General features: G+C 70.0%; 17 protein-coding genes and 1 pseudogene. 10 read left to right on the forward strand and 8 right to left on the reverse strand.

What is annotated here, in order from left to right:
- The first annotated feature begins 295 nt into the window (after window positions 1-295).
- Window positions 296-2,032: an immunity 49 family protein gene (locus FHX78_RS35110; protein ID WP_145872301.1), complete on the forward strand. Its 1,737-nt coding sequence runs from the start codon at window positions 296-298 to the stop codon at window positions 2,030-2,032.
- Between the two features lie 689 nt (window positions 2,033-2,721).
- Here FHX78_RS35110 and FHX78_RS35120 read toward each other — a convergent pair.
- Both FHX78_RS35120 and FHX78_RS35125 read right to left on the reverse strand, forming a co-directional pair.
- Window positions 2,722-3,075, reverse strand: a complete 354-nt coding sequence (locus FHX78_RS35120; RefSeq protein ID WP_145871439.1) for a nuclear transport factor 2 family protein — start codon at window positions 3,073-3,075, stop codon at window positions 2,722-2,724.
- 29 nt (window positions 3,076-3,104) lie between these two features.
- Window positions 3,105-3,899, reverse strand: a complete 795-nt coding sequence (locus FHX78_RS35125) for an SDR family oxidoreductase (RefSeq protein WP_145871441.1) — start codon at window positions 3,897-3,899, stop codon at window positions 3,105-3,107.
- A 79-nt stretch (window positions 3,900-3,978) separates the two neighbouring features.
- Between FHX78_RS35125 and FHX78_RS35130 the strand changes: the two genes are divergently transcribed.
- Window positions 3,979-4,794: a MerR family transcriptional regulator gene (locus FHX78_RS35130; protein WP_145871442.1), complete on the forward strand. Its 816-nt coding sequence runs from the start codon at window positions 3,979-3,981 to the stop codon at window positions 4,792-4,794.
- A 67-nt stretch (window positions 4,795-4,861) separates the two neighbouring features.
- Here FHX78_RS35130 and FHX78_RS35135 read toward each other — a convergent pair whose 3' ends face one another.
- Both FHX78_RS35135 and FHX78_RS35140 read right to left on the reverse strand, forming a co-directional pair.
- Window positions 4,862-5,173: a cytochrome P450 gene (locus tag FHX78_RS35135; protein ID WP_229924151.1), complete on the reverse strand. Its 312-nt coding sequence runs from the start codon at window positions 5,171-5,173 to the stop codon at window positions 4,862-4,864.
- A gap of 283 nt (window positions 5,174-5,456) precedes the next feature.
- Entirely contained in the window at window positions 5,457-6,812 is a 1,356-nt protein-coding gene (locus tag FHX78_RS35140) for a flavin monoamine oxidase family protein (protein WP_145871446.1), read from the reverse strand.
- 354 nt (window positions 6,813-7,166) lie between these two features.
- On the opposite strand from FHX78_RS35140, the gene FHX78_RS35145 reads away from it, so the two are divergent.
- The gene (locus tag FHX78_RS35145; protein ID WP_145871448.1) at window positions 7,167-7,370 is read left to right on the forward strand and encodes a hypothetical protein; all 204 of its coding nucleotides are present in this window, start codon (window positions 7,167-7,169) and stop codon (window positions 7,368-7,370) included.
- 470 nt (window positions 7,371-7,840) lie between these two features.
- Here FHX78_RS35145 and FHX78_RS35150 read toward each other — a convergent pair whose 3' ends face one another.
- Both FHX78_RS35150 and FHX78_RS35155 read right to left on the reverse strand, forming a co-directional pair.
- Entirely contained in the window at window positions 7,841-8,395 is a 555-nt protein-coding gene (locus FHX78_RS35150; RefSeq protein WP_145871450.1) for a TetR/AcrR family transcriptional regulator, read from the reverse strand.
- A gap of 100 nt (window positions 8,396-8,495) precedes the next feature.
- Window positions 8,496-9,668, reverse strand: coding sequence for an FAD-dependent oxidoreductase (locus FHX78_RS35155; RefSeq protein ID WP_145871452.1), 1,173 nt, complete (start codon window positions 9,666-9,668; stop codon window positions 8,496-8,498).
- A 477-nt stretch (window positions 9,669-10,145) separates the two neighbouring features.
- Here FHX78_RS35155 and FHX78_RS35160 point away from each other — a divergent pair, with 477 nt between their 5' ends.
- The 6 genes and pseudogenes from FHX78_RS35160 to FHX78_RS35185 all read left to right on the forward strand — a co-directional run.
- A complete protein-coding gene (locus FHX78_RS35160; RefSeq protein WP_145871453.1) occupies window positions 10,146-10,697 on the forward strand; it encodes a TetR/AcrR family transcriptional regulator in 552 nt (183 codons plus the stop codon).
- Window positions 10,694-12,226 carry an MFS transporter gene (locus FHX78_RS35165; protein ID WP_145871455.1) on the forward strand — a complete coding sequence of 511 codons (1,533 nt, stop codon included), beginning with the start codon at window positions 10,694-10,696 and terminating at the stop codon, window positions 12,224-12,226. The genes FHX78_RS35160 and FHX78_RS35165 overlap by 4 nt, the downstream gene beginning before the upstream one ends.
- 969 nt (window positions 12,227-13,195) lie before the next feature.
- Window positions 13,196-14,053: a cytochrome P450 gene (locus FHX78_RS35170; RefSeq protein ID WP_167531935.1), complete on the forward strand. Its 858-nt coding sequence runs from the start codon at window positions 13,196-13,198 to the stop codon at window positions 14,051-14,053.
- Between the two features lie 680 nt (window positions 14,054-14,733).
- Window positions 14,734-15,291, forward strand: coding sequence for a GNAT family N-acetyltransferase (locus tag FHX78_RS35175; protein ID WP_145871459.1), 558 nt, complete (start codon window positions 14,734-14,736; stop codon window positions 15,289-15,291).
- Between the two features lie 292 nt (window positions 15,292-15,583).
- Window positions 15,584-15,784: a hypothetical protein gene (locus FHX78_RS35180; RefSeq protein ID WP_145871461.1), complete on the forward strand. Its 201-nt coding sequence runs from the start codon at window positions 15,584-15,586 to the stop codon at window positions 15,782-15,784.
- A gap of 364 nt (window positions 15,785-16,148) precedes the next feature.
- Window positions 16,149-16,414 (forward strand): annotated as a pseudogene (locus FHX78_RS35185) (transposase family protein); the annotation flags it as partial.
- Window positions 16,415-16,469: 55 nt separating this feature from the next.
- Here the strand turns inward: FHX78_RS35185 and FHX78_RS35190 are convergent.
- Window positions 16,470-17,150 carry a class I SAM-dependent methyltransferase gene (locus FHX78_RS35190; RefSeq protein WP_145871462.1) on the reverse strand — a complete coding sequence of 227 codons (681 nt, stop codon included), beginning with the start codon at window positions 17,148-17,150 and terminating at the stop codon, window positions 16,470-16,472.
- A 1,116-nt stretch (window positions 17,151-18,266) separates the two neighbouring features.
- A complete protein-coding gene (locus FHX78_RS35205; RefSeq protein WP_145871464.1) occupies window positions 18,267-19,469 on the reverse strand; it encodes an MFS transporter in 1,203 nt (400 codons plus the stop codon).
- A gap of 98 nt (window positions 19,470-19,567) precedes the next feature.
- Between FHX78_RS35205 and FHX78_RS35210 the strand changes: the two genes are divergently transcribed.
- Window positions 19,568-20,485 (forward strand): LysR family transcriptional regulator, encoded by a 918-nt coding sequence (locus FHX78_RS35210; RefSeq protein ID WP_229924152.1) that lies wholly within the window; start codon window positions 19,568-19,570, stop codon window positions 20,483-20,485.
- Window positions 20,486-20,518 lie beyond the last annotated feature (33 nt).

Raw genomic sequence — 20,518 nt, forward strand, 5'->3', positions numbered from 1 at the left:
CGGGCACGTCAATGCGAACCGGCCGGCCCCGGCGTCACCCTTTTCAAGGCGCCAACGACGTCCTCGCCTCCTCCCGGCGCAGCTGACCGACCCTCCCCGCGAGCTACGGTCACTGCGGCGTCGGCGGAGGCCAGAGGAGGCGGCCCGGCCGTACCGGGCCCGGGCCGCGCCGCGCTCAGCCCGTGCGGGCGCCCGATCTGCCGCCAGGGTCGTACCGCCGCACTGTCAGACCCCGCACCTAGGCTGTGACTGAAATCGATCAAGGAGCAGGACAGTGCGAATAGAGCGTCACCAGGTGGGCCAGGCGGCCCTGTCGGCAGCGCGCGAGGACTTCACCAACCGGATCGGGCGCCAGGTGCACTCCATGTCGAGGGGCGGCCGGATGGCGACCCACGCATGGCAGTCGATCGCGGAGGAGTTCCTCGACTACCTGGGCGCCCTCTCCCTCGAGACACCCGACCTCGACTCCCCGGAGGCCAAGGCCGCCCTCAAGGACGCCTCCGAAGCCGCGGCCGGTGCCGTCGCCTACGCGGCGTACCACCCGCACTGCACGTTCAACGTCTTCCTGGAGTACGTGAACTTCGGCATGAGCTACGACCCGGGTGACGACGCCCCTGAGGAGAGGGTCACGCCGGGGGACTGGATCGATGCGCTGTGCCTGGCGGTGCTCCGGGACAAGGCCAAGTGGCACGGTGAGGCCTTCCACTTCGCCCGGCAGAAGTTCGCCGAGCAGGCCGAGGGAACGCCGCTTGGCGAGCTCGCCACAGGCCTGACGGCCGTGGTCCTGGACGACACGGGCGACGACGAGGAATACCCGCCGAGCGCGCGGGCCAAGCTCGCCGCCGTCGACGCGGCCCTGGACCGGATCCGGGTCCGCGGTGAGGAGACGGGTGAGCCTCTGCTGGACCAGCTGAACAGCGCGGCGCTGCGGACACTGCGGGCCCTGGCCGCCGAGGACAAGGAGGCGTTCGACAGCGCCCTGGCGGGCCTGCTGGCCCGGGAGTCCACCCTGCACGGGCCCAAGGCTTCCCCGAGCAGCCTTCTCCCGCTCGTCCCCATCGCCTTCGCGGCGCTCGCGTACCGGACGCTGGGCTGGGCGCCGGCCGTCCGCAGCGACTACCTCCCGCACGCGCTGGTCACCGGCTTCGAGACGAGCGGACCGCGGGTGGCGGGGTTCGGCCGGGACCGGCGGCCGGACGCTGTCGCCGCGCTCGCCGCGGGGCCGCTGGTGGTGGAACGGCCGGCCTGCGAGCGGGAGGGGATCCAGCGGATCGAGGCCATGTACGAGGAACACCTCCAGGAGGCGTTCACTCCCGTCGACGGCAAGCCCCTTCCTGTCTGGCGTCTGGGCAGCGTCCTGGAGGACCGGCAGCGCCTGTTCCGGTGGCGGTCGGGGAACCCCGGCGATATTGCGGACGCGCAGCTCGCCACGCTCCGGCTGGCCTCTCAGACGGGGGCGGCCCTGTTCCGCATCGCGCTGGCCGAGCCGGACACCGAGGTCGAGGTGTCCATCGGCGGCCGCACCCTGCGCTACCCGGCCCAGCGGGGGAGGGAAGCCGGCGCCGGGTACTGGCAGATGGCCGTCGCCTTCGCCCTGATCACCGGCGTGCGCGAGGACCTCGCCCCGCTGGTGCTCACCGGCCCTGCCTTCGCCGGCCCGGACGGCTCCGCGTATGCAGCGTACCGCGAGGCCCTCCACGCCTACCTGAAGGGCGCCGAGCCCGAAGTGGCCGCACAGCGGGCGCTGCACGAGGCGGAGAAGGCCGAGGACTGGGGCTTCGCGATGCCGCCGGCCGTACTGCTGTCGCAGCTCGTGGAAGGCGACGAGGAGAGCTTCAACCTGGCCCTGGCCGACGCGCTCGAAGCCCACCGCGCCTACTACGAGGTCGCCGACCGCGCCGACGGCCCCGAAGTCTCCGTCGACCTCGACGTCCTCGCGCTCGCCTGCCACGCCCGTCGCCGCGGCTGGACCATCCGCGTGGAGTCCCCCTACCTGCCGCAGTACCTCCTGGCGGCCGCCGAACCCTTCTAGAAGCCCCGCGAACGAGCCCGCGGACCGGGACATCGAAGCCGCCGGCACACCCGCAACCGTGCTGACAACGCCTGTGTCGTGGAAGGCCGAGGCACCGCCTTCCACGTAGATCCTTGGACACAGGGGACGCGCCTCGGGACGGCCTCGCGGCCCGAGTCGAAGCACATCTGCACGGCATTCGGCCGCTGTAGCCCTTCGGCCCTTTCCGGAAGGCCGGATTCTCCCGCGTGCGCGGGTACGAACCACGCCCCGTACCGCCGCGAAGGGAAACACCACCATGGCCGACGTCCAGCACCGAGCTCACCTGACCTGGGTGGAGGGCCCGCAGATGCATCTCACTGTCCTCGCCGACGAACGCGCCGGCGAGGACGACCCGAACCCCGCCTCCGAGGGGTACTGGGAAGCCGACGGGGGAGTTCGGCCCCTTGGCATGTGCCGCAGCGCAGTTTTCGCACGGCGTCGTCAGGCGTCGTCCGCCGCCGACTTCCACCACTAGCCCGGGCTCGGCCAACGTGACGTTCAGTTGCTCCCGGCTGCCCCATCCAGCGGAGAACGTCCAGCCTGCCACGGGTGCTCGTTCGCGGCCGGGGCCAGCGGATCGGCGAGAGCGCGGCCGGCTGTGGAGGGCATGACCTCGCGGCGGACGGCGCCGTAGGAGCGGAGCTTGCCGGTCACGATCACCCGGGCGTTCACGTGCACGCGGTGATGGTGAGCTCGGTGATGCGTCCGTCGTCGTCGAGCGTGAAGGTGTGGGAGAGGTCGACGGTGCCGCCGGGGAAGTCGCCATCGAGGCGTTGGGTCACCGTCCAGCGCCGGTCTTCGTGCGGGACCGCGGTGAGGGGGGTAGTCGTGTAGGTGTACTCGGTGGAGGTCCTGTCGAGCCAGGCCCGGACCGCGTCGCGGCCGCGGTGAGTACGGCCGTCGTCGACGACCACTGGGGCGGGGCCGAAGCAGTCGGCCGCCGTGGGCACGTCGTGGCGGGTGTGGGCGTCGAGGTACGTCCGGATGCGGACGGGCAGGCCGGGGAAGCCGTTCGGGGTCATGCGGGTGCTCTCCTGGGTGCGGGGTGAGGTCAGAGGGTGGGGACGGTGCCGCCGTCGATGGTGTGTTCGGCGCCCGTGATGGCGGCGGCACGGTCGGAGACGAGGAAGGCGACCAGCTCGGCCACCTCCTCGGGGCGTGCCGGGCGGCCGAGGGGGATGCCACCGAGCGAGGCCAGCACCTGGTCCCAGGCAGCAGCCCGGTCGATGCCCTGTGCGTCGGCGATGCGGGCGACGAGGGCCGTGGTGCCCTCCGTCGAGATCGCGCCAGGAGAGACGACGTTGACCCGTACTCCGTGCGGGGCCAGTTCCCGGGCGAGGCCCTTGCTGTACGTGGTCAGCGCGGCCTTGGCGGCGGCGTAGCCGAGCGTGGCGTCGGGCAGGGGCAGCCGGCGCTGGATGGAGGAGACGTGGATGACGGCGCCCTGGCCTGCGTCCCGCATCGCCGGGAGCAGTGCGCGATCGAGGCGTACGGCGGCCAGCAGGTTGAGCGCGAGCTCGTCCTGCCAGTCGGCGTCGGTGTGGGCGGCGAACCCGCCGGCCGGCGCGTGTGAGCCGCCGAGCGTGTGCACGACGACGTCCGGGGTGCCGAGCCGGTCGCGCACAGCCGAAACCACGGTGTTGATGCCGTCCGGCGTGGTCAGGTCGGCCGTGACGAAGAGCGGGTCGGCCGCCGCGGTCGCGGGCGCCGTGCGGGCCGTCGGGAGCACGATGGCGCCGGCCGCGCGCAGGCGGGCCGTGATCGCGGCGCCGGTGCCCCGTCCGGCGCCGGTGACGACGGCGAGACGGCCTGCGAGGTCGGGGGAGACGAAAGGAGTGCTGGTCATGTGCCGGAGCGTGCTGCCTCCCGCGGCACCCGGGTCAAGCGCTGCACTCTCCCCCTGGGGGAGGGTGCACAGTGGGAGCGTGTTGACGATCGGCGAATTCTCCCGGCTGACCCACCTGAGCATCCGTACGCTGCGCCGCTACCACGAGGCCGGGCTCCTGGAGCCCGTGCACGTGGATCCGTCGAGCGGCTACCGCTACTACGACCCCGGCCAGATTCCCAGCGCACAGGTCATCTCCCGGCTGCGGGAACTCGACGTACCGCTCGCCGACGTCCGGCGGATCCTGCTCGCCCCGGACCCGACCGTGCGCGCGCACCTGGTGGGCGAGCACCTCCAGCGGCTCCAGGACCAGCTGTCGCGGACCCAGGCGGCCGTCGCGTCGCTGCGACGGCTGCTGCGCCCCGAACCGGCCGCTGTCGCCGTCGAGCTGCGCCACATGCCTGAGCGGCGTGTGGCCGCGGTGCGGGGCACGGTCACCCACGAGGAGGTGCTGTCCTGGTACGCGGGTGCGATGGCCGAGCTGGACGCCGTCATCGACGCGCCCACGGGCCCCGCGGGCGGCCTCTACGACAACGCGCTGTTCAGCGAGGGGCGCGGGGACGTGCTCGTGTACGTCCCGGTCGCCGAGCCCGTGCCGGACCTGGGGCGCGTCCACGGCACCGAGCTGCCGCCCGCCGAGCTGGCGGTCACCGTGCACCCGGGGTCCCACGACACCATCGACGTCACCTACGGCGAGCTGGGCAGGTGGGTCGCCGACCACGCCCTCGCCGTGGCCGGGCCGGTGCGCGAGACGTACCTCGTGGGCCCGCGCGACACCCCGGCTGCCGAGGAGTGGCGTACCGAGATCGGCTGGCCGGTGTTCCGGGTCGTCGGTGCAGGCCCCCGCCCGGTCTGACTCCGGCACGGCCGGGCGGGCTCGCCGGGTCGCGCCGGCACACCGTGCCGTTAGCGCCGCCCCATGGTCACAGGGAGTGTCGCGGGGCGCGCAGTTTGATCCGGCCGTTCCATGTGACGTCCCCGGCCAGGGAAGGACGCGGGGAACGGTCGAGCAGCCGCTCGAACACGACTCGTCCTTCCAAGCGCGCCAGTGCCGCGCCCAGGCAGTGGTGGGGGCCGGCCCCGAACGAGACCTGGTGGCGTGCGTCCTGTCGGTCGACGCGCAGCTGCGCGGCGTCGTGGCCGAAGTGCCGCTCGTCCCGGTTGGCCGAGCCGAGCAGTGCCATGACGAACGAGCCTGCCGGGATCTCGACGCCGCTCAGAACGGTCGGCTCCAACGTGACACGACCGCTCGCCTGAACAGGGCTGTCGTAGCGAAGGTTCTGGGGTCCCAGGGCCGGTCACGTTTCGCAGCTCAACGGAGGCGCCTGAGCGCAGCAACGTCGATACGTCGTCGTAGGTGGACGCCACCCAGAAGCCGAGCGGGTGCTCATGTACGGGGGCGCTCCGTCGTATGCGCGCGTACTGCGGGGCCGGTGGTCCGTCCGTGCGGTGCCTTGCGGATAGTTGGGGCCGGCGGCCCGGAAGATGGAGCCGTTGGCGGCCGGTGTGGGGGTGTCGTCACTGCCCGGCGTCGAGGCGCGCTGCTACTTCGGTTGCTGCGCGCTGGCCCGAGAGGATGGCGCCGTTCATGCTGCCGGATGTTTCATCGGCTGTTTCGGTGCCGGCCCAGTGGACACGTCCGACCGGCTCACGCAGGAACGGTCCGAAGGTGGTCCACGTCTTCGGCCCGACTGCCGGGTTCGGCCCGCCGGGTGCGAAGACGTCGTTGCCCCAGGAGAAGTCGGTGTAGTCGATGGTGTGGCGCGCGGGCTCACCGTACAGATGAATGAGGTGCCGCACGACGCGGCGGCGGCGCTCGTTGTCGTCGTACGCGTCGAAGGCGCGTCCGTCACAGAACACCATGAGGATGCCGGGGCCGTCGGCGTCGGGGCTGACGTCGAAGGTGAGGAAGACGGTCTCGTCGTCGGACATTCCCTCTCCCGACAGGCCTTCGTCTCGCCAGAAGGGGCGGTCGTAGGCGGCGAAGGCCTTGCTGAGCGCTCCCAGCCTCCAACTGCGGGCCAGTCCGTAGTGGCGCTGCGGCAGTACGGGCGTGAACTCGATGGTCGAGCGGTGTGTCGGTGACGCCGTCACGATGACATACCGGGCTTCGATCGTGTGCTTACCGGTTTCGACCGTGACGCGGTCACCGACGGTGGTGATGCGCTCCACCGGGGAGGCGACGAGCAGGCGGTCTTCCAGCGTGGCGGCGAGCCCGCTGACCAGCGTGTGTGCTGTTCCCAGCACCCGGTCCTGCTGGTCGCCGCCCTCGACGGCGAGCATGTGCTCGATGCCGCCCAGGTTCTTGATGTACCGCATCACGTTGAACAGTGACACCTCGCCGACGGGCGCCCCCCAGTGCACCAGGCTGAACATGTTCAGGAACTTCCGGGTGTCTTTCAAGGCGTGCTTCGCGGTCAGCCACTCACCGAGCGACTTCGAGTCGAATCGCGCGGCATGGGGATGTTCCCAGGGAGAGGAGACGGGAAGGCCGTCGACCATCTTCTGCAGCTCGCTCATGATCCGCGTGAGGTCGAGCATCACCCAGGGCGCCATGGAAGTGGCGCTCTCGATCTTGCGCTTGCCTCCGAAGGACATGACGCCCTTGCCCTGGTGGAACTGGGGCACGAACTCGCAGTCGAACCGGCGTGCGAGATCGCGCACTGCTGTGTGACCCGGCGCCACCCAGGTCGCTCCGGCGTCGACGGGTACGCCCGCGACCTCGACCGTGTGGATTCGCCCACCGACGCGGTCGCGGCCCTCGACGATGACGACGTCGTGCCCGGCTCGAGAGAGCTGGTCCGCTGCCGTGAGCCCTGCGAGCCCGGCTCCGACGACGACGATGTCGGCGGATCGGGTACTGGCACTGTTCATGGTCGCGCTCCGTTCGTATGCGGCCTGTCGGCCGTCTGGTTCATCCACTAATAACTGTACTGACATGTCAGTACAGTTTTCAAGGTGGTGAGGTCCCACCGGTACGAAGGGGCGAGGCGCCGCGACGGAGACGGCCCCGGCTGCGGGCGATACGCCTGCGGGGACAGGCGTATCGCCCCGACGACGGCGGGCGGTCGTCGCCGTACTGAGTGGGGGCCTGCTCATGCTCCGCGGATCGTGGGCGCGCCTTCGTCGTGGCCGGGGCGGTGTGCCTGCCCTTGGCCGTGGTCGCCGACCGCTCAGGGCGCAAGCGGACGCTGCTGGGCTGCACCGTCTTCGGCGTGGTGTCGGCCGGTGATGCTTGCCGATACCGCCGGGGCCGTCATTGCGATCGGCGTGCTTCTCGGACTGGGCGAGGCGATGGTCATGCCGACCGCCTCATCGTTGATCCGCCTCATCGTCACGGACTTCTCGATGACCGCCGCTTTGGTCCTGCTCGTGCAGCGGCTCCAGATCGTGCACGGCGCCTTGCCCGTCATGAGGCCGGCTTGGCGCTGACTTTCGAAGCCATCGCCGGTGCCCTCTTCGCCGTCACCGCACCACAGCTGTTGAAGGATCGTCGGTACCCAGGGCGTGGTTGCTACCGGCCTCGCCACCGCCGGGGCCATGCTCGTCCTCGGCCCGGGCCATGGCGGGAGTTCGGCCTCGTCCGCGTCGGCGCCTGCCCGCTCGCATCGGGCCCGTCATGATCGTGCCAGCTCGCCCGAGGGCAAGGGCGGCGGTGAGGACGCCCTGAAGAGACCCTCTGCGAACCCGGCGCCGTGCTTTTCCTGCCAGACGTAGGTGCGCCTTTGTGACGTTCTCGGCCGGCCGCGCAGCGCGGTCGGCCTGGGAAGGCAACCGAACATCGACTTCCTGCGCCTGCACCACCCGGTCAAGGCCCGCCGTGCACGACGTCATCGCTCGACGAGCGGACAGGCCGGGCGTTTGCATAGCCAGGCGGCGCCGGGCTGGGCGTCGACGCAGTTCTAACCGCCGGGAATGGTGAGCTTCTCCAACTCGGTGCGTAGGGCAGCCAGTTCGGAGCGGTCGGGCTTGAGCCCCCATCCGGTCATCAGCCCGGCGCCTTCGACGGCGTGGAGGATGACGGTGTGCGCTCCCACGAAGAGTCCGTCTTCGGCCATCTCGGCCTTCCAGCGTGCACCGTCCTCGGCGACGATGTCGGAGACCCCAGGGGCGACAGCGAGGGCGGCCAGGAGGAACTGCCGTTCGCCGACCGAGTCGATCTCATCGCCCTCCAGCGATGCGCGGATGTAGGCGCGCGCCAGACGCCCGGCCTCCTGGCCGTCCTCGATGCGGTCCTGCACGGCCTGACGGAACTGGGCTAGCACATCGTGGGCCAGGGCGATCCACATCGCGTTCTTCGAGCTGTAGTGGTAGATCACTGCTCCGCGGGTCAGTCCGGCCGCGGCCGCCACGTCGTCGAGGGTCGCCCGGGCTCCCTGGGCCACGACGACGCGCCTCGCGGCATCAAGGATCAACCGCTTGGTGTTCTCCGGTCCTCGTCCTGCTGTGCGTCCCATTGCTCTCTCTCATGTGCGGTAGCGACATCGTCCGGCGACCAGTGTGCCCGGCCGCCACGCGACCTCGTGACGGTTGGTGACCTGCCAGGGGTAGGGGGGCTCATGCCCGCGGGGCGGCCTGTCTGCGATTGCTGCGCCGCGTCAGCGTCGCCGGGATGGTGGCCAACAGGTCACCGACCCCTCCGGCGAGGGTGGCCACACGGCTGCGTCCCTGAGCCCTGGTACTGAACTCCACGGCCCGTGCCGTGATGCTCTGCGCCGTGCTGGCGAAGGGCCGGACCTCGGCCTCGAACCGCGCGAAGGCCACGGTGACGTCATCGGTGTCCCGCAGGGACTCGGCCAGCACCTTGGCGCCCGGCAACGACGCGTGCGCCCCCATGCCGGACACCGGGTCGATGCAGTGCGCGGAGTCGCCCAGGAGCACGACCCGGCGGGTGTGCCAGCGTGGCAGCCGCACCTGCGAGAACCGGGTCAGCTTGGTGTCCTCGGACTTCCGTGCTGCCGCCGCGACCGCGCGCATGTCCGGGCCCAGGCGCTCGACCATGTCACAGACCCGTTTGACCAGCATCGGCTCGTCCGGCCTGGTCGAGGCCGGCACGGGAACAACCGCCATGACCGACGTCTGGTCGGTGTCCAGGAACGGGTAGATCAGCGACAGCATCCCCTCGCGGGACGCGATCACCGCCCGCCCGTCGGGCAGGGGCACGTCGGCGTTGATCCACACGTGCGTGAGGCCATTGCGGTACACACTGTGTGCTTCGGACGCCAACGTCAGCCGGCGCACCGTCGAGTGCAGCCCGTCCGCCCCGACCACCACGTCGAACGACTCGGTCGAACCGTCATTGAACCGGGCCAGGACGTCGTCGCTGCGGTGCTCCAGCGCTTCGAGCCCGACGCCCAGCCTCGTCCGGACCGTGGCCGGCAGATGCGCGAACAGCCTCGACAACAGCGCCGAACGGCGCGCGAGGCGCCACTCGTCGTCGCCGTCGATCTTGAGCTCGCGGACCTTGCGCGTGCCCCACCGCACCGACATCGCCGGCGCCGCGTAGGTCACCTCGTCGATGATCTCCTGGCCGCCCATGAGCCGCAGAACCCGCGTCGCCGGAGCGTCCAATTGCAGCAGGTAGCTGCTCGGGTACGGCTCGACCTCCTTGTCGACGAGCACGACCTCCCATCCCTCGTGCTCCAACCACCATGCCGCTGCGCATCCGGCCATCCCGCAGCCCACCACAAGAGCCCGTCGGCGAACCGGCTCCACGGTCTCGGATGCCATACACTCCTCCAAAACTAGTCTGACTTGTCAGTACAGTAAACGGGGGAGGGTGATGGCGTGTCAATCCGGGTGGGGCGGCCTCGGCTGGATGTGCAGTTCCCGCCGAGGCGTGCCGGGACGGATGCGGGTGCGGTGTATGGGGTGGAAGGCGGGCGGCCGGATTCCCGCGAGCGAGGCCTCGCGGGAGTGCAAAGGCGGCCGAAGACGGGCGGGTGGACTCGGCCAGGCTGTACCCGTACGGGACGGCTGGCGGCCGCATGCTTGAGAGGGCCCCGCGTGCGAAGGCCGACAGGGGTGGCGCCCGGCGATGCGCAGCCATCAGTGTCCCGGTCGGACCGGCGGGCGCCTGCCGGATCCAGGACGGGATCCGATCGCAGCGGCGCAGGTCATGCGAACTGTTCGCATCTTTCAGCCTCTCCAGGAGGCGCTCATGTACCAAATGAGACATCAATGTCTTACCTGGGTTAGTGTTGACTCATGAGCTTCGATCGTGATCATGTGTTGCGTGCCGCTGCCGATCTGCTGACGCGCAAGGCCACAGCGACCACGGAAGAGGTCGCCCGGGCCGCCGGCATCAGCAGGGCGACGCTGAACCGTCACTTCCCCGGGCGCGACGCCCTGGTGCGCGCGCTGGAGGACCTTGGCATCGCTGAGTGCGAGGCGGCCCTGGACGCGGCCCGCCTGGAGGACGGGACGGCAGAAGAAGCGGTGCGCCGCTTGGTCCGCGCCCTCGGACCCTGCACAAGCCTGCTCGCCTTCCTCTACTCCGAGAACCAGCTCTTCGAAGGCGAGGAGCAACACGCGGGCTGGTCCCGCATCGATGAGCGGCTCACCGCCCTGTTCCGCCGGGGCCAAGAAGCTGGCGAGTTCCGCGTCGACCTGAGTGCGGTGTGGCTCGCCGAGGCCCTCTACGGCCTGTTGGCCGCCGGCCGCTGGGCCGTCATCGAGGGCCGGGTGGCCCGCAACGACTTCACCCACATGATCGTCGAGTTGCTGCTCGGCGGCACGATGCGAAGGGACGCATCATGACCTCTTCCCTGCACACTGCCGAGAAGGCCGGCACAGAACGGGCTCCGGGCCGGTGGATCGCCCTGGGTGTCCTGGTCCTGGCCGTGCTGCTCGTCGCGGTGGACGCGACCGTTCTCGGTCTGGCCACGCCCTACCTCAGTGAAGACCTGCAGCCCTCCGGGACCCAGCTGCTGTGGATCGGCGACGCCTACTCGTTCGTGATCGCCGGCCTGCTCATCTCCATGGGCAGCCTGGGCGACCGCATCGGCCGCAAGCGCCTGCTGCTGATCGGAGCGACGGCGTTCGGCCTGGTCTCGATACTGAACGCCTACGCACGGACCCCCGAGATGATGATCGTCGCCCGGGCGCTGCTCGGTGTCGCCGGTGCCACACTGATGCCGTCCACCCTCGCGCTGATCCGCAACCTCTTCCAGGACCCCCGTGAGCGCAGTCTCGCCATCGGTATCTGGAGCGCCGCCGCCTCGGCGGGCATGGCGGTCGGCCCGATCGTCGGCGGTGTGCTGCTGGAGCACTTCTGGTGGGGCTCGGTCTTCCTGATCAACCTGCCGGTGATGGCGCTGCTGGTCGTCGTCGGGATCAGGATGCTGCCGGAGTCGCGCAACCCCTCCCCGGGACCGTGGGACCTGCCGAGTGTCTTCCTGTCGCTGGTCGGCATGGTCGGCGTCGTCTACGCCATCAAGGAGGCCGCCGCCGACGGGTTCACCCGGCCCATCCTCGCAGCCGGCGTGCTCGGCGCGGCCGCACTCTACGGGTTTGTCCGGCGCCAGCGCGCCCTGCCCGTCCCGCTGGTGGATGTCCGGCTCTTCCGCAACCGCGGTTTCAGCGGTGCCGTCGTGGCGAACCTGCTGACCATCCTCGGGCTGTCCGGCCTGCTGTTCTTCCTCTCCCAGTACCTGCAACTGGTTCAGGACCGGCGGCCCATCGAAGCGGGCATCGCCGAACTGCCGGCCGCCGCGGGCGCGGTCGTGGCCGGACTGATCGCCGGTGCGGCGGCGCGACGCTTCTCGGTGCGCGCGGTGGTCTCCGGCGGTCTGGCCGTCATCGGCCTGTCCCTGGCCGCCCTGACCACGCTCACCCAGTCCACCGGCTATCCCCTGATCGGCACCACCCTGCTGGTCGTCGGTTTCGGCGCCGGGCTGTCCTTCACGGTCACCTCCGACATCATCCTCACCGCCGTCCCCAAGGAACAGGCCGGCGCCGCCTCCGCAGTCTCGGAGACGGCGTACGAACTGGGCACCGCCCTGGGCATCGCCCTGCTGGGGTCCGTCGTCACCAACATCTACCAGGACTTCACCGGACCGGCCGGTACTCCCGAGGCAGCACACGAGTCACTGGCCGGAGCCGTCGTGGCCGCCGCCCACCTGCCCGCCGACACGGCCGCCGCGCTGCTGCAGGCGGCACGCGAGTCCTTCGTCGACGGCGTGGCACTCGCCGCCGGCGTCGGCGCCGGCCTGCTGCTCCTCGCCTCCGCCGTCGCCTGGTTCCTGCTGCGCGGCCAGAAGCTGACCACCGAACCCGTGCAGCACTGAGAAGCGAGAAGAACAGTGGACGCAGCACCTGCTGCCGCAGGCAGAAGCTGCACCGGCAAGGTGGGCCCTGGTGGTCAGGGCCCACCTTGCCGACGGCTCCGCGGCATGGTGGCTGGAGCGGACCGGCTGGGACGTCGTCCTGATCGAGGAGAACCGCGACACCAACCGCGGCGCCTGCCTCATCCAGCTGGACCAGACCGCGCTGGGTGCCCCTGCACCGCGGGGGCACGCACCCACGGCACCGTTCTCGGCGTGTCACCCCCGGCACGCGAACTGCAGACCACGCCCGACATCGTTCAGGCCTTCGCCCGCATCCCTGGACGGGATGCCTTGGTGCGGACTTTCAGCGACACCCGCATGACCGCGCGTGCAAGACGGCCCCGAAAAGCGGCCCAACGCCCGCGAACAACCGCCTCCAGTGCCCTGCCAACAGCAACCCGCTGAGAGGAAGACAATGAGCAACCGCCCCGCCGACATCACACGGCCCCGCACCGACAAGGCCGGTCCGCACAGCATGTGGCTGTGGTTCCTGGCCCGCACCGGCGACCCCGTGGCGAAACTTCTCGAACCAGGTTTCCGAGGCGATGCCTACGCGCTGTACGAGCGCATGCGGTCCCGAGGACCAGTCCACCGCAGCCGTACCGGGATGCTTGCCGTCCTCTCGTACGACCACTGCAGCCAAGTTCTCCAACATTCCCGCTTCTTGATAAGGGAGCCCTCCGCTGGCCCGGACGGGAAACCCACGTCCACGCCACAGGCGGCCCTTGACAGTCCCGGCGGACCACGGGTGAAGGGATCCGATCAGGCATACGCAGTCGCCGCTCCGCTGTTGCGGCCTGCACTGAACCAGTCCGCTACCCGCGTCGACACCACTGCTCACGACCTGCTCCGCCGGCATGCTGATGCCGACGCCCTGGACCTGATCAACGACTTGCCTTCCCGCTGGCCGTTGCGTGCCTCAGTGAAGTGTTGCGCATTCCGGCGGCCTACTCACCACGCTTCGCCGAGATATGCGACGTCATCGGCAAACCCATTCACGGCTCGCCTTCCAGGACCAGAGCCGAAACGGCACACGATGCGAACGAAGACCTGGCGGCCCTGATCATCCGGCTCGAACATGAGCGGCGACAGAGTCCGGGAGACGACCTGATCAGCCGACTCACCGCTCCCCGCGACGGAGACAAGACAGAGATTGATCTACGCAGCCTGCTCGAATACGTTCATCGGCATGGTGACCGTCAGGAGGCACAGGACACGGGTGTGGCCGGGCGGCCGGGCATCACCTCCGGCAAACTCAATCTGGAGGAGATCGCCCAGGTCTGCTGGACCCTGGTTGTCTCCGGCCTCGACACCGCGGCCTGCCTCATTGGCAACGCAGTAGCCGCACTCGCGGCCCACCCGGACCAATGGCAGGCGCTCCGATCAACCCCGCAGCTTGCGGGCAAGGTAGTCGAAGAGACCTTGCGCTTTGATCCTCCGCACCAGTTCACCCTGTGTACTCCCACCGCGCGAGTGCAAATGGCAGGTCACGCGGTGCCACCCGGCAGTGACGTTCTCGTGATGCTCGCTGCGGCCCAGCGCGACTCGAACCGGTTTTCCCACCCTGCTCGCTTCGACCTCACACGCAGCTCCCAACCCAGCCACCTCACGGCTGACGACTCCGTGCAACTCGCGATATCACTGGCCCGGCTGACAGGAGAGGCCGCCCTCCGGACCCTGGCGAGCCGATTGCCGCAACTGCACCCAGCGGGGCGGGCAGTCCGCAGGCCCGGTGGAGCGGTCAGCGGCTTCACCCATCTGCCGTTCCGCACATCCACCACTGCATGAAGTTTCGTTCCTACTGCCTCACTTTCGCCTACCGGCCTATCGACCCCCCAGTCACACCGAACGTTTGACAGACTCCGGCGCAGTCACTGCCCAGGGGACGTCCAGTGCAGCGAGGGCGGCCTGCTGCTGTGGCGGCGGCGGTTCAATGAAGCACGCATGCGCGCCGGATCCTCGCAGACCGGGTACAGATGGGTGCCCTCACCCCCACGACGGCCGACGCCGCCCGCCCGGGCCTGCTTTCCCGCCCCCAGAGCTGTGGCTCAGATGGAGGGAGCGTTGCCTGGGCTTCCTTGTCGGTTTCCCCAGCCTGCCCATCCGGCTGGATACGGAGGTGCCACGTCCGCTGGCGAACCGGGGCGGCCGTGGCATCGCCCTCGCCGCCCGGGGAAACACTCCGCTCGGGCTGAAGCGGGGGAGGTCCTGGTACGGGAGCATCATCGACGATCTTCCATGGGGCTGTGCGAGTTATCAGAAGCTGGCCGGATGCAAGGTTTTGGGCCGCCGGGGGCGTCTCGGCACAGGACCTTTCACACGGCGTCCTGCCTCGGGGCCGGAACAAACTGTCGCGGGCGCAGAGAGATTCGATGTACCTGGCGACCTGGAGTCCTAGATCTGGGAGGCGCGGGTGTGACCGGCCGAAACCCGTCCTCACGTGACCGGAGTGGTCGTAGTGTCGTGCCATGACCACTGCTGGCGACACGCCTTACCGGTACCGCGTCGCCGCTCCCGAGGACACCGAGGCCGTCAGGGCCTTGGATGCCTCCTTCACCACCGACACCGTCTTCCAGGTGACCGTCACCGAGGAGGGGTTCGCGCTGCGGGAGATCCGGATGGAGCTGCCCCTGACCAAGGTGTTCCCCGAGGACGAGCCGGACGACGACGCCGAGGACGACGCGGACTCCCGCACGTTCATCGCCCACGACGCGGCCGGCGACCTGGCCGGGTTCGTCACCGTCGCGTACTCCGGCTGGAACCGCCGGCTGACCGTCGAGGACATCGCAGTCGTCCCACAGCACCGGGGCCGGGGAGTGGGCCGCGCGCTGGTGGGACTTGCGAGGAAATTCGCGCGCGAGCGGGGCGCCGGCCACCTCTGGCTGGAGGTCACCAACATCAACGCGCCGGCGATCCACGCATACCGGCGGATGGGTTTCGCCTTCTGCGGACTCGACACCACCCTCTACGAAGGCACCCCCTCCAGAGGTGAGCAGGCACTCTACATGAGCATGCCCTGCCATTGAGCCGACCCCAGGCGGCACAGACGAGGAACGGAGCCCGTCGCCCGGCGCGAGGACGACGGCCAGCAGGCAGGCCGGAGTCTGCGTCCGAGGCCACGGCCCGCTCACACCACCCCGTGTACGGGTCCGAATGGAAGGGCGCGGTGGTGCGCCGTCGGAGGGCCGGGCCAAGGAGTGAGGTTGCGCAGTGGCGGAGGACTGCGCGCTCCGCGCCGGACAAGGCGGCTGGGGGCCGGACCAGGCAGCGAAACAACGCGCCGAAGCCGCGTCGTCCCGGCGAGGAGGTCTCTCAGGCGTGCGTGCTCACCCGTGCGCCCAGCTGGCGGCCGCGCAGACGACAGACAGTGACATCCCGGTGGCCTGTGTGGAATGGGGCACCACCACGTCGGCGGAGGAGCTGCGCGCGGCGGTCGATGCATGGCCGGTGCCAAAGTGGTGCGACGACCACGGAACCAACGGCCAGTGGTACGTCAACCGGTGCCGTCACGTTGGTTGACTGGGTACCGGGAGAAGAAGGAAAACTCCAAGTGCGCCGACCCTGAGGAACTTTCTCGCGGTGCGGTCAGACGGTTTCAGAGCGCTTGCGCCCGCCGCTGCCCGGATTTGGTCGCGCAGTACATCTTTCGCGGCACGGACGCGCTTGCCGTCGAAGACAGAGCGTAAAAGAACCCACGAGTGGACGACGCCGACTCCTTCTACGCAGATGGCTGCCGCCCCTTCCCTCGCCACCATCGCCACGCCCTCCATCGGTGCTTCGTACGAGAGAAGCGGGTTACGGATGAACAGGGTTCTGCCATCGCTGCGGATCGTCGGCTGGACGCCGACCCTGGCGAAGAGCCAAATCGCCAGTGATCCGATCGAAGGTGCTCGCCGCGGCCGGCCTGAAGTGCTGGGCGGACCGGGCCTACCAGGGTCCGGCCGCACGGTCCGGGTGCCGTTCCGGGGGCGCAGGCTCAAGCGGTGGAAGCGTCGACACAACAGCACCCACGCCAAGGTCTGCTGCATCGGCGAACAGGCCATGGCCACGCTCAAGGGCTGGCGACTGCCGCGAAGGCTCCGCTGCAGCACCAACCGGATCACCGTCATCGTCAAGGCCGTCGTCGTCCTTCATCACACCTCGTCGTGAGGTTGACAAAGGGCTCAGTCTGCCCAGATGCCGGGCCCGCTGTGAGCGGAGGGACTCAGCGTAGCCGTCGCGCACGCAGCACCAGGTCGTCGGTGTGGTGCGCGCCGGCGCCGCCGTCGGGTGCCACGCGTGGTCGCTGCTCGTTCACCTCCACCTTCCAGTCGTCGGTGAGCAGGGCGGCGACCATCGAGGGCCAGACGTAGTCAGCCGGGTCGAAGCCGCTGTCGTGCGCCTGTTGGGTGTCCATCCCCGCGTGGTGTACGAGCAGCAGCACGCCGCCGGGCGCGACGGCCGCGAGCAGCGCTCGCTCGGCTGCGGCGTCGGGGGTGCGGAGCAGGGCTGGATACTGCGCGGAGACCAGGTCGAAGGAGGCCGGCGGGAGCGCCGCTTCCGTCAGCGCGGCGTGTACCCAGCGAACGGCGACGTCTGCGTCCCGCGCGTGCCCGGCCGCCCGCTCCAGCGCCACGCCCGAGACCTCGAGCGCGGTCACGTCCCAGCCGCCGCGCGCGAGCCAGACGGCGTCCGCGCCCTCGCCACAGCCGACGTCGAGCACCCGCCCGGGCGTGAGCCCGGCGACCTCGGCCACGAGCGCACCGTTGGGCTGGCCGCTCCACAGCTGTTGTCGGTCGGCGTACCGGTTGTCCCACTCCGCCCGCACCGCGGGGTCTCCGACGTATCCGTTGCCAGGCAAAAATGTGTCAGATGTGGGCGATCCCACTGTGATGTTGTCGGTCACGGGCCCAACATCACCCATCGTGGCCCGGTCACGCCACTCCTGTTGCCGTACCGGCAAAACGGAATCCAAGGGGCGAGGAACAGCCGGGCGTAGTCGCACTGGACGTCATCGAAACAGGCCGGCCGCGGCATCCTTGACCTGCTGGAGGATGCACCGATGACCAGTGAGAACGTGACCGCAGCCGAGGCCGTCGAGCAGTCTGAACCTCGGCCGGCGAAGGCGGTGGACGGGCATTGTCACGTTGGCTGACCGGCCTGGGATGATCTTGGAGTTGATCGTGCCGGGGAGGGGATCGCTCGTGTCGTCCGCGCCGCCGTCTTACAAGGGTCACCGGTACCCGGTGGAGATCATCGCGCACTGAGTGCGGCTGTACCACCGTTTCCCGCTCGTGGGGCTGCAGTCATCGCCCTCTCGTTCAGCGTCATCGGCGGTTTCGCTGAGCTGTCCGGACCCTCATCAGATCCGTGCCAGCGGGCACGCGACATCGCTGACGAGGCCCGCCCCGCTGACGGAAAAGTGGACTCCGGCATTGAACGCGAGCGAGCCATCAAACCAGCAGGTGATTGGCTCGATGCTGCCACGGAATGCCAACAGGCCGGCGGCGACCCAGGACCCGGGTTTTAATCACCCACACCGCAGAGCACCCGGCGCCGCCCTCACATGGCATCTCAAGTAGTGACCCGGGAAAACTGCGCTACACCCAATAAACCTGCATACAGCACATAAGTGCAGGTCGGATAGCTACTGCCGCGCACATCCCCGCACTCCGAGAGCCCCGCCCACCAGGAACACCACCCACGAAACTGAGAAACCCCAGCTCGTAGCCACAGCAGTCATGCAAACGACTGGGCGACGACAACTCCCCTTCACTCCGGGGAACTGGCGGACGGCATCCCCGGCGCCCGGCTGGCGACCCTGGACTGCGGGCACGCCATCGCCGCCGAAGAGCCGGCCGCGTGGACGGCGTTGATCCGGGACTTCCTGATGTCCGTGGAGGAGACCCGGGCCGCGTACGGGGGTGGCGCGCGCCGGGGAGTCGAAGCCGGGCCGTCCGAGCAGCCCGGCCCGGCGGTCCAGGCCCGGCCCGGAAGGTCCGAGCGGGGCCGGCCCGGTGGTCTAGCCGAGCCGGCCGCTCTCCGGGGCCCGGCCCAGGGCGGCCACCAGCAGGGCGGCGAGCGCCAGGCCGCCGCCCAGCCACATCACGGCTTCGATCCCGGGACCGTCCGCGGTGAGACCGCCGATCAGGGCTCCCAGCGCGATCGCCCCGTTGAAGACACCCACGAAGAGCGAGGACGCCGCCTCGCGGGCCTGCGGCGCGGCAGCCAGCAGCCAGGTCTGGGTGCTCACCGACACGCCGCCGTACGAGATGCCCCACACTGCGAGCAGCACACCGGCTGTCAGCACCGAGCCGCCGACCAGCGGCAGCAGACCCACCGTAGTCGCCAAGACGAGGGCGATCACCAGGAGCGTGCCCCGCGGGGCGCGGCCCGCCCCGGCACCGGCCGCGAAGTTCCCGAGGACACCGGCAACGCCGTAGACGAGGAGCAGGGTACCGATCAGCGTGGGGCTGACCCCGGAGATCTCCTCCAGCGCGGGCCGTACGTACGTGTAGGCGGCGAAGTGCCCGGTGACCAGGAACGCCACCATGGCGAGCCCCGTCGCCACCTGTGGGTTGCCGATCAGCTTCAGCACGCCGCCGAGCCGGATGTCCTGCTCGGCCGGGAGCGGCGGCAGCAGGGCCGCGAGTGCGATCAGGACCACCACTGCGAGGGCGGCGATGACAGCGAACGCCGTTCTCCAATCCGCCAGTTCCCCGATGTACGTACCGGCCGGGACGCCCAGCACCGAGGCCACCGCGATCCCACTGAAGATGAGTGAGGTGGCCGGGCCGATGGCAGTGCCGGACACGAGCCGTACGGCGAGGCCGGCGGCGACCGCCCAGACCACGCCCATGCCGATGCCGACGAGGACACGGGCGACCACCATCACCCCGAAGTTGGGGGCCCACGCCGCGAGCAGGTTGCCCAGCACGAGCAGCGCCATCATGGAGCACAGCAGCACCCGACGGTCCAGCCGGCCGAGCAGCGGCGTCAGCAGCGGCGCGGAGACCGCGCCGACCAGACCCGTGATGGTGAGGGTGAGCCCGGCGGTCCCCTCGCTCACATGGAGCGCGTCACCGATGGGGGTGAGCAGCCCCACCGGCAGCATCTCGGAGGTGACTACCGTGAACGTCGCCCCGGCGACCGCGGTCCAGCCCCCGCGTCGTGCGGACTGCCCCTCTCCGGGCGCCTTGCCTGCGATGTCCTCTGTCTGTGCCATAGAACCAGCCAACCCGCGGAGCCGTTCGGGAACAACTGCCAATCCCTCATCCTTCTATGAGTGGGATTACTCGATCGGGTGGAGGGGGCCGGGATTCCGTGGGCGGCATCGAGATCCGCGAGTTGGAGGCGTTCCTCGTCCTCGCCGAGGAGCTGCACTTCGGCCGAGCGGGCGAGCGACTGTACGTCTCCCAGAGCAGGGTGAGCCAGCTGCTGCGTGCTCTGGAGGGAAGGATCGGTGCCCCGCTGGTCGAGCGCACCAGCCGGCGGGTGCGGCTGACTCCGCTCGGGGAGTCTTTCATCGGCAGCCTGCGGCCCGCGTACGACGGGCTGCGCGCCACCCTGGATGAGGCGCGGGCCGCCGCCCGGGCGGAGGTGGGCAGAGTGCTGCGGATCGGCTTCCAGGGCACCGTCGACGACTACCTCGCCCAGGCGATGGCCCTGTTCGAGGAGGAGTGCCCGGGGTGCGTCCTGGAGCTGACGGAAATCCCGCTGTCGGACCCGTTCGGGCCGGTACGCCGCCAGGAGGTGGACTGCGCGGTGGTGCTCCTGCCAGTACAGGAGGAGGACCTGGTGCTCGGACCGGTCTTCTCCCGGCAGCCGCAGACCCTCGCCGTCTCCGTCCGGCACCCGTTTGCGGCCCGGGAGTCGGTGTCGGCAGAGGAGTTGTCCGACTGCCGGCTCATTGGCGTGGGCGCGGGTGGGACGCCCGGCCCCGCGCCCACGTACTGGCGCCTGGCTCAGACCCCGGACCACACCCCTGAGCTGCGGCCGATCCCGGCGGGCCCGCTGGTCAACACCCTTCAGGAGGGGTTGAGCCTGACGGCGGCGGACCGGGGCGCGATGCTGCTGTGCCGGTCCACGGCCGACTACCACGGGCGGCGCAGCTCCATCACCTTCATCCCGGTCAACGGATTGCCCCCCTCCGAGCTGGGGCTGATCTGGCACCGCTCCCATGTCCCCCCGACCGTCCTCGCCCTCGCGCGGGCAGTGAAGGGCGTCACGCCGGGGCCGTGACCGTGACCCTTTTGGTGGGGGCCTCGCAGAAGG

This window comes from Streptomyces capillispiralis (genome assembly GCF_007829875.1).
Lineage (GTDB): Bacteria > Actinomycetota > Actinomycetes > Streptomycetales > Streptomycetaceae > Streptomyces > Streptomyces capillispiralis.

Bases quoted from the DNA above. Each gene is read 5' to 3' on its own strand.
- FHX78_RS35120 (WP_145871439.1), bottom strand. From the start codon at position 3,075: ATGACCCCGAACGGCTTCCCCGGCCTGCCCGTCCGCATCCGGACGTAC.
- FHX78_RS35125 (WP_145871441.1), bottom strand. From the start codon at position 3,899: ATGACCAGCACTCCTTTCGTCTCCCCCGACCTCGCAGGCCGTCTCGCC.
- FHX78_RS35140 (WP_145871446.1), bottom strand. From the start codon at position 6,812: ATGAACAGTGCCAGTACCCGATCCGCCGACATCGTCGTCGTCGGAGCC.
- FHX78_RS35150 (WP_145871450.1), bottom strand. From the start codon at position 8,395: ATGGGACGCACAGCAGGACGAGGACCGGAGAACACCAAGCGGTTGATC.
- FHX78_RS35155 (WP_145871452.1), bottom strand. From the start codon at position 9,668: ATGGCATCCGAGACCGTGGAGCCGGTTCGCCGACGGGCTCTTGTGGTG.
- FHX78_RS35160 (WP_145871453.1), top strand. From the start codon at position 10,146: ATGAGCTTCGATCGTGATCATGTGTTGCGTGCCGCTGCCGATCTGCTG.
- FHX78_RS35165 (WP_145871455.1), top strand. From the start codon at position 10,694: ATGACCTCTTCCCTGCACACTGCCGAGAAGGCCGGCACAGAACGGGCT.
- FHX78_RS35175 (WP_145871459.1), top strand. From the start codon at position 14,734: ATGACCACTGCTGGCGACACGCCTTACCGGTACCGCGTCGCCGCTCCC.
- FHX78_RS35205 (WP_145871464.1), bottom strand. From the start codon at position 19,469: ATGGCACAGACAGAGGACATCGCAGGCAAGGCGCCCGGAGAGGGGCAG.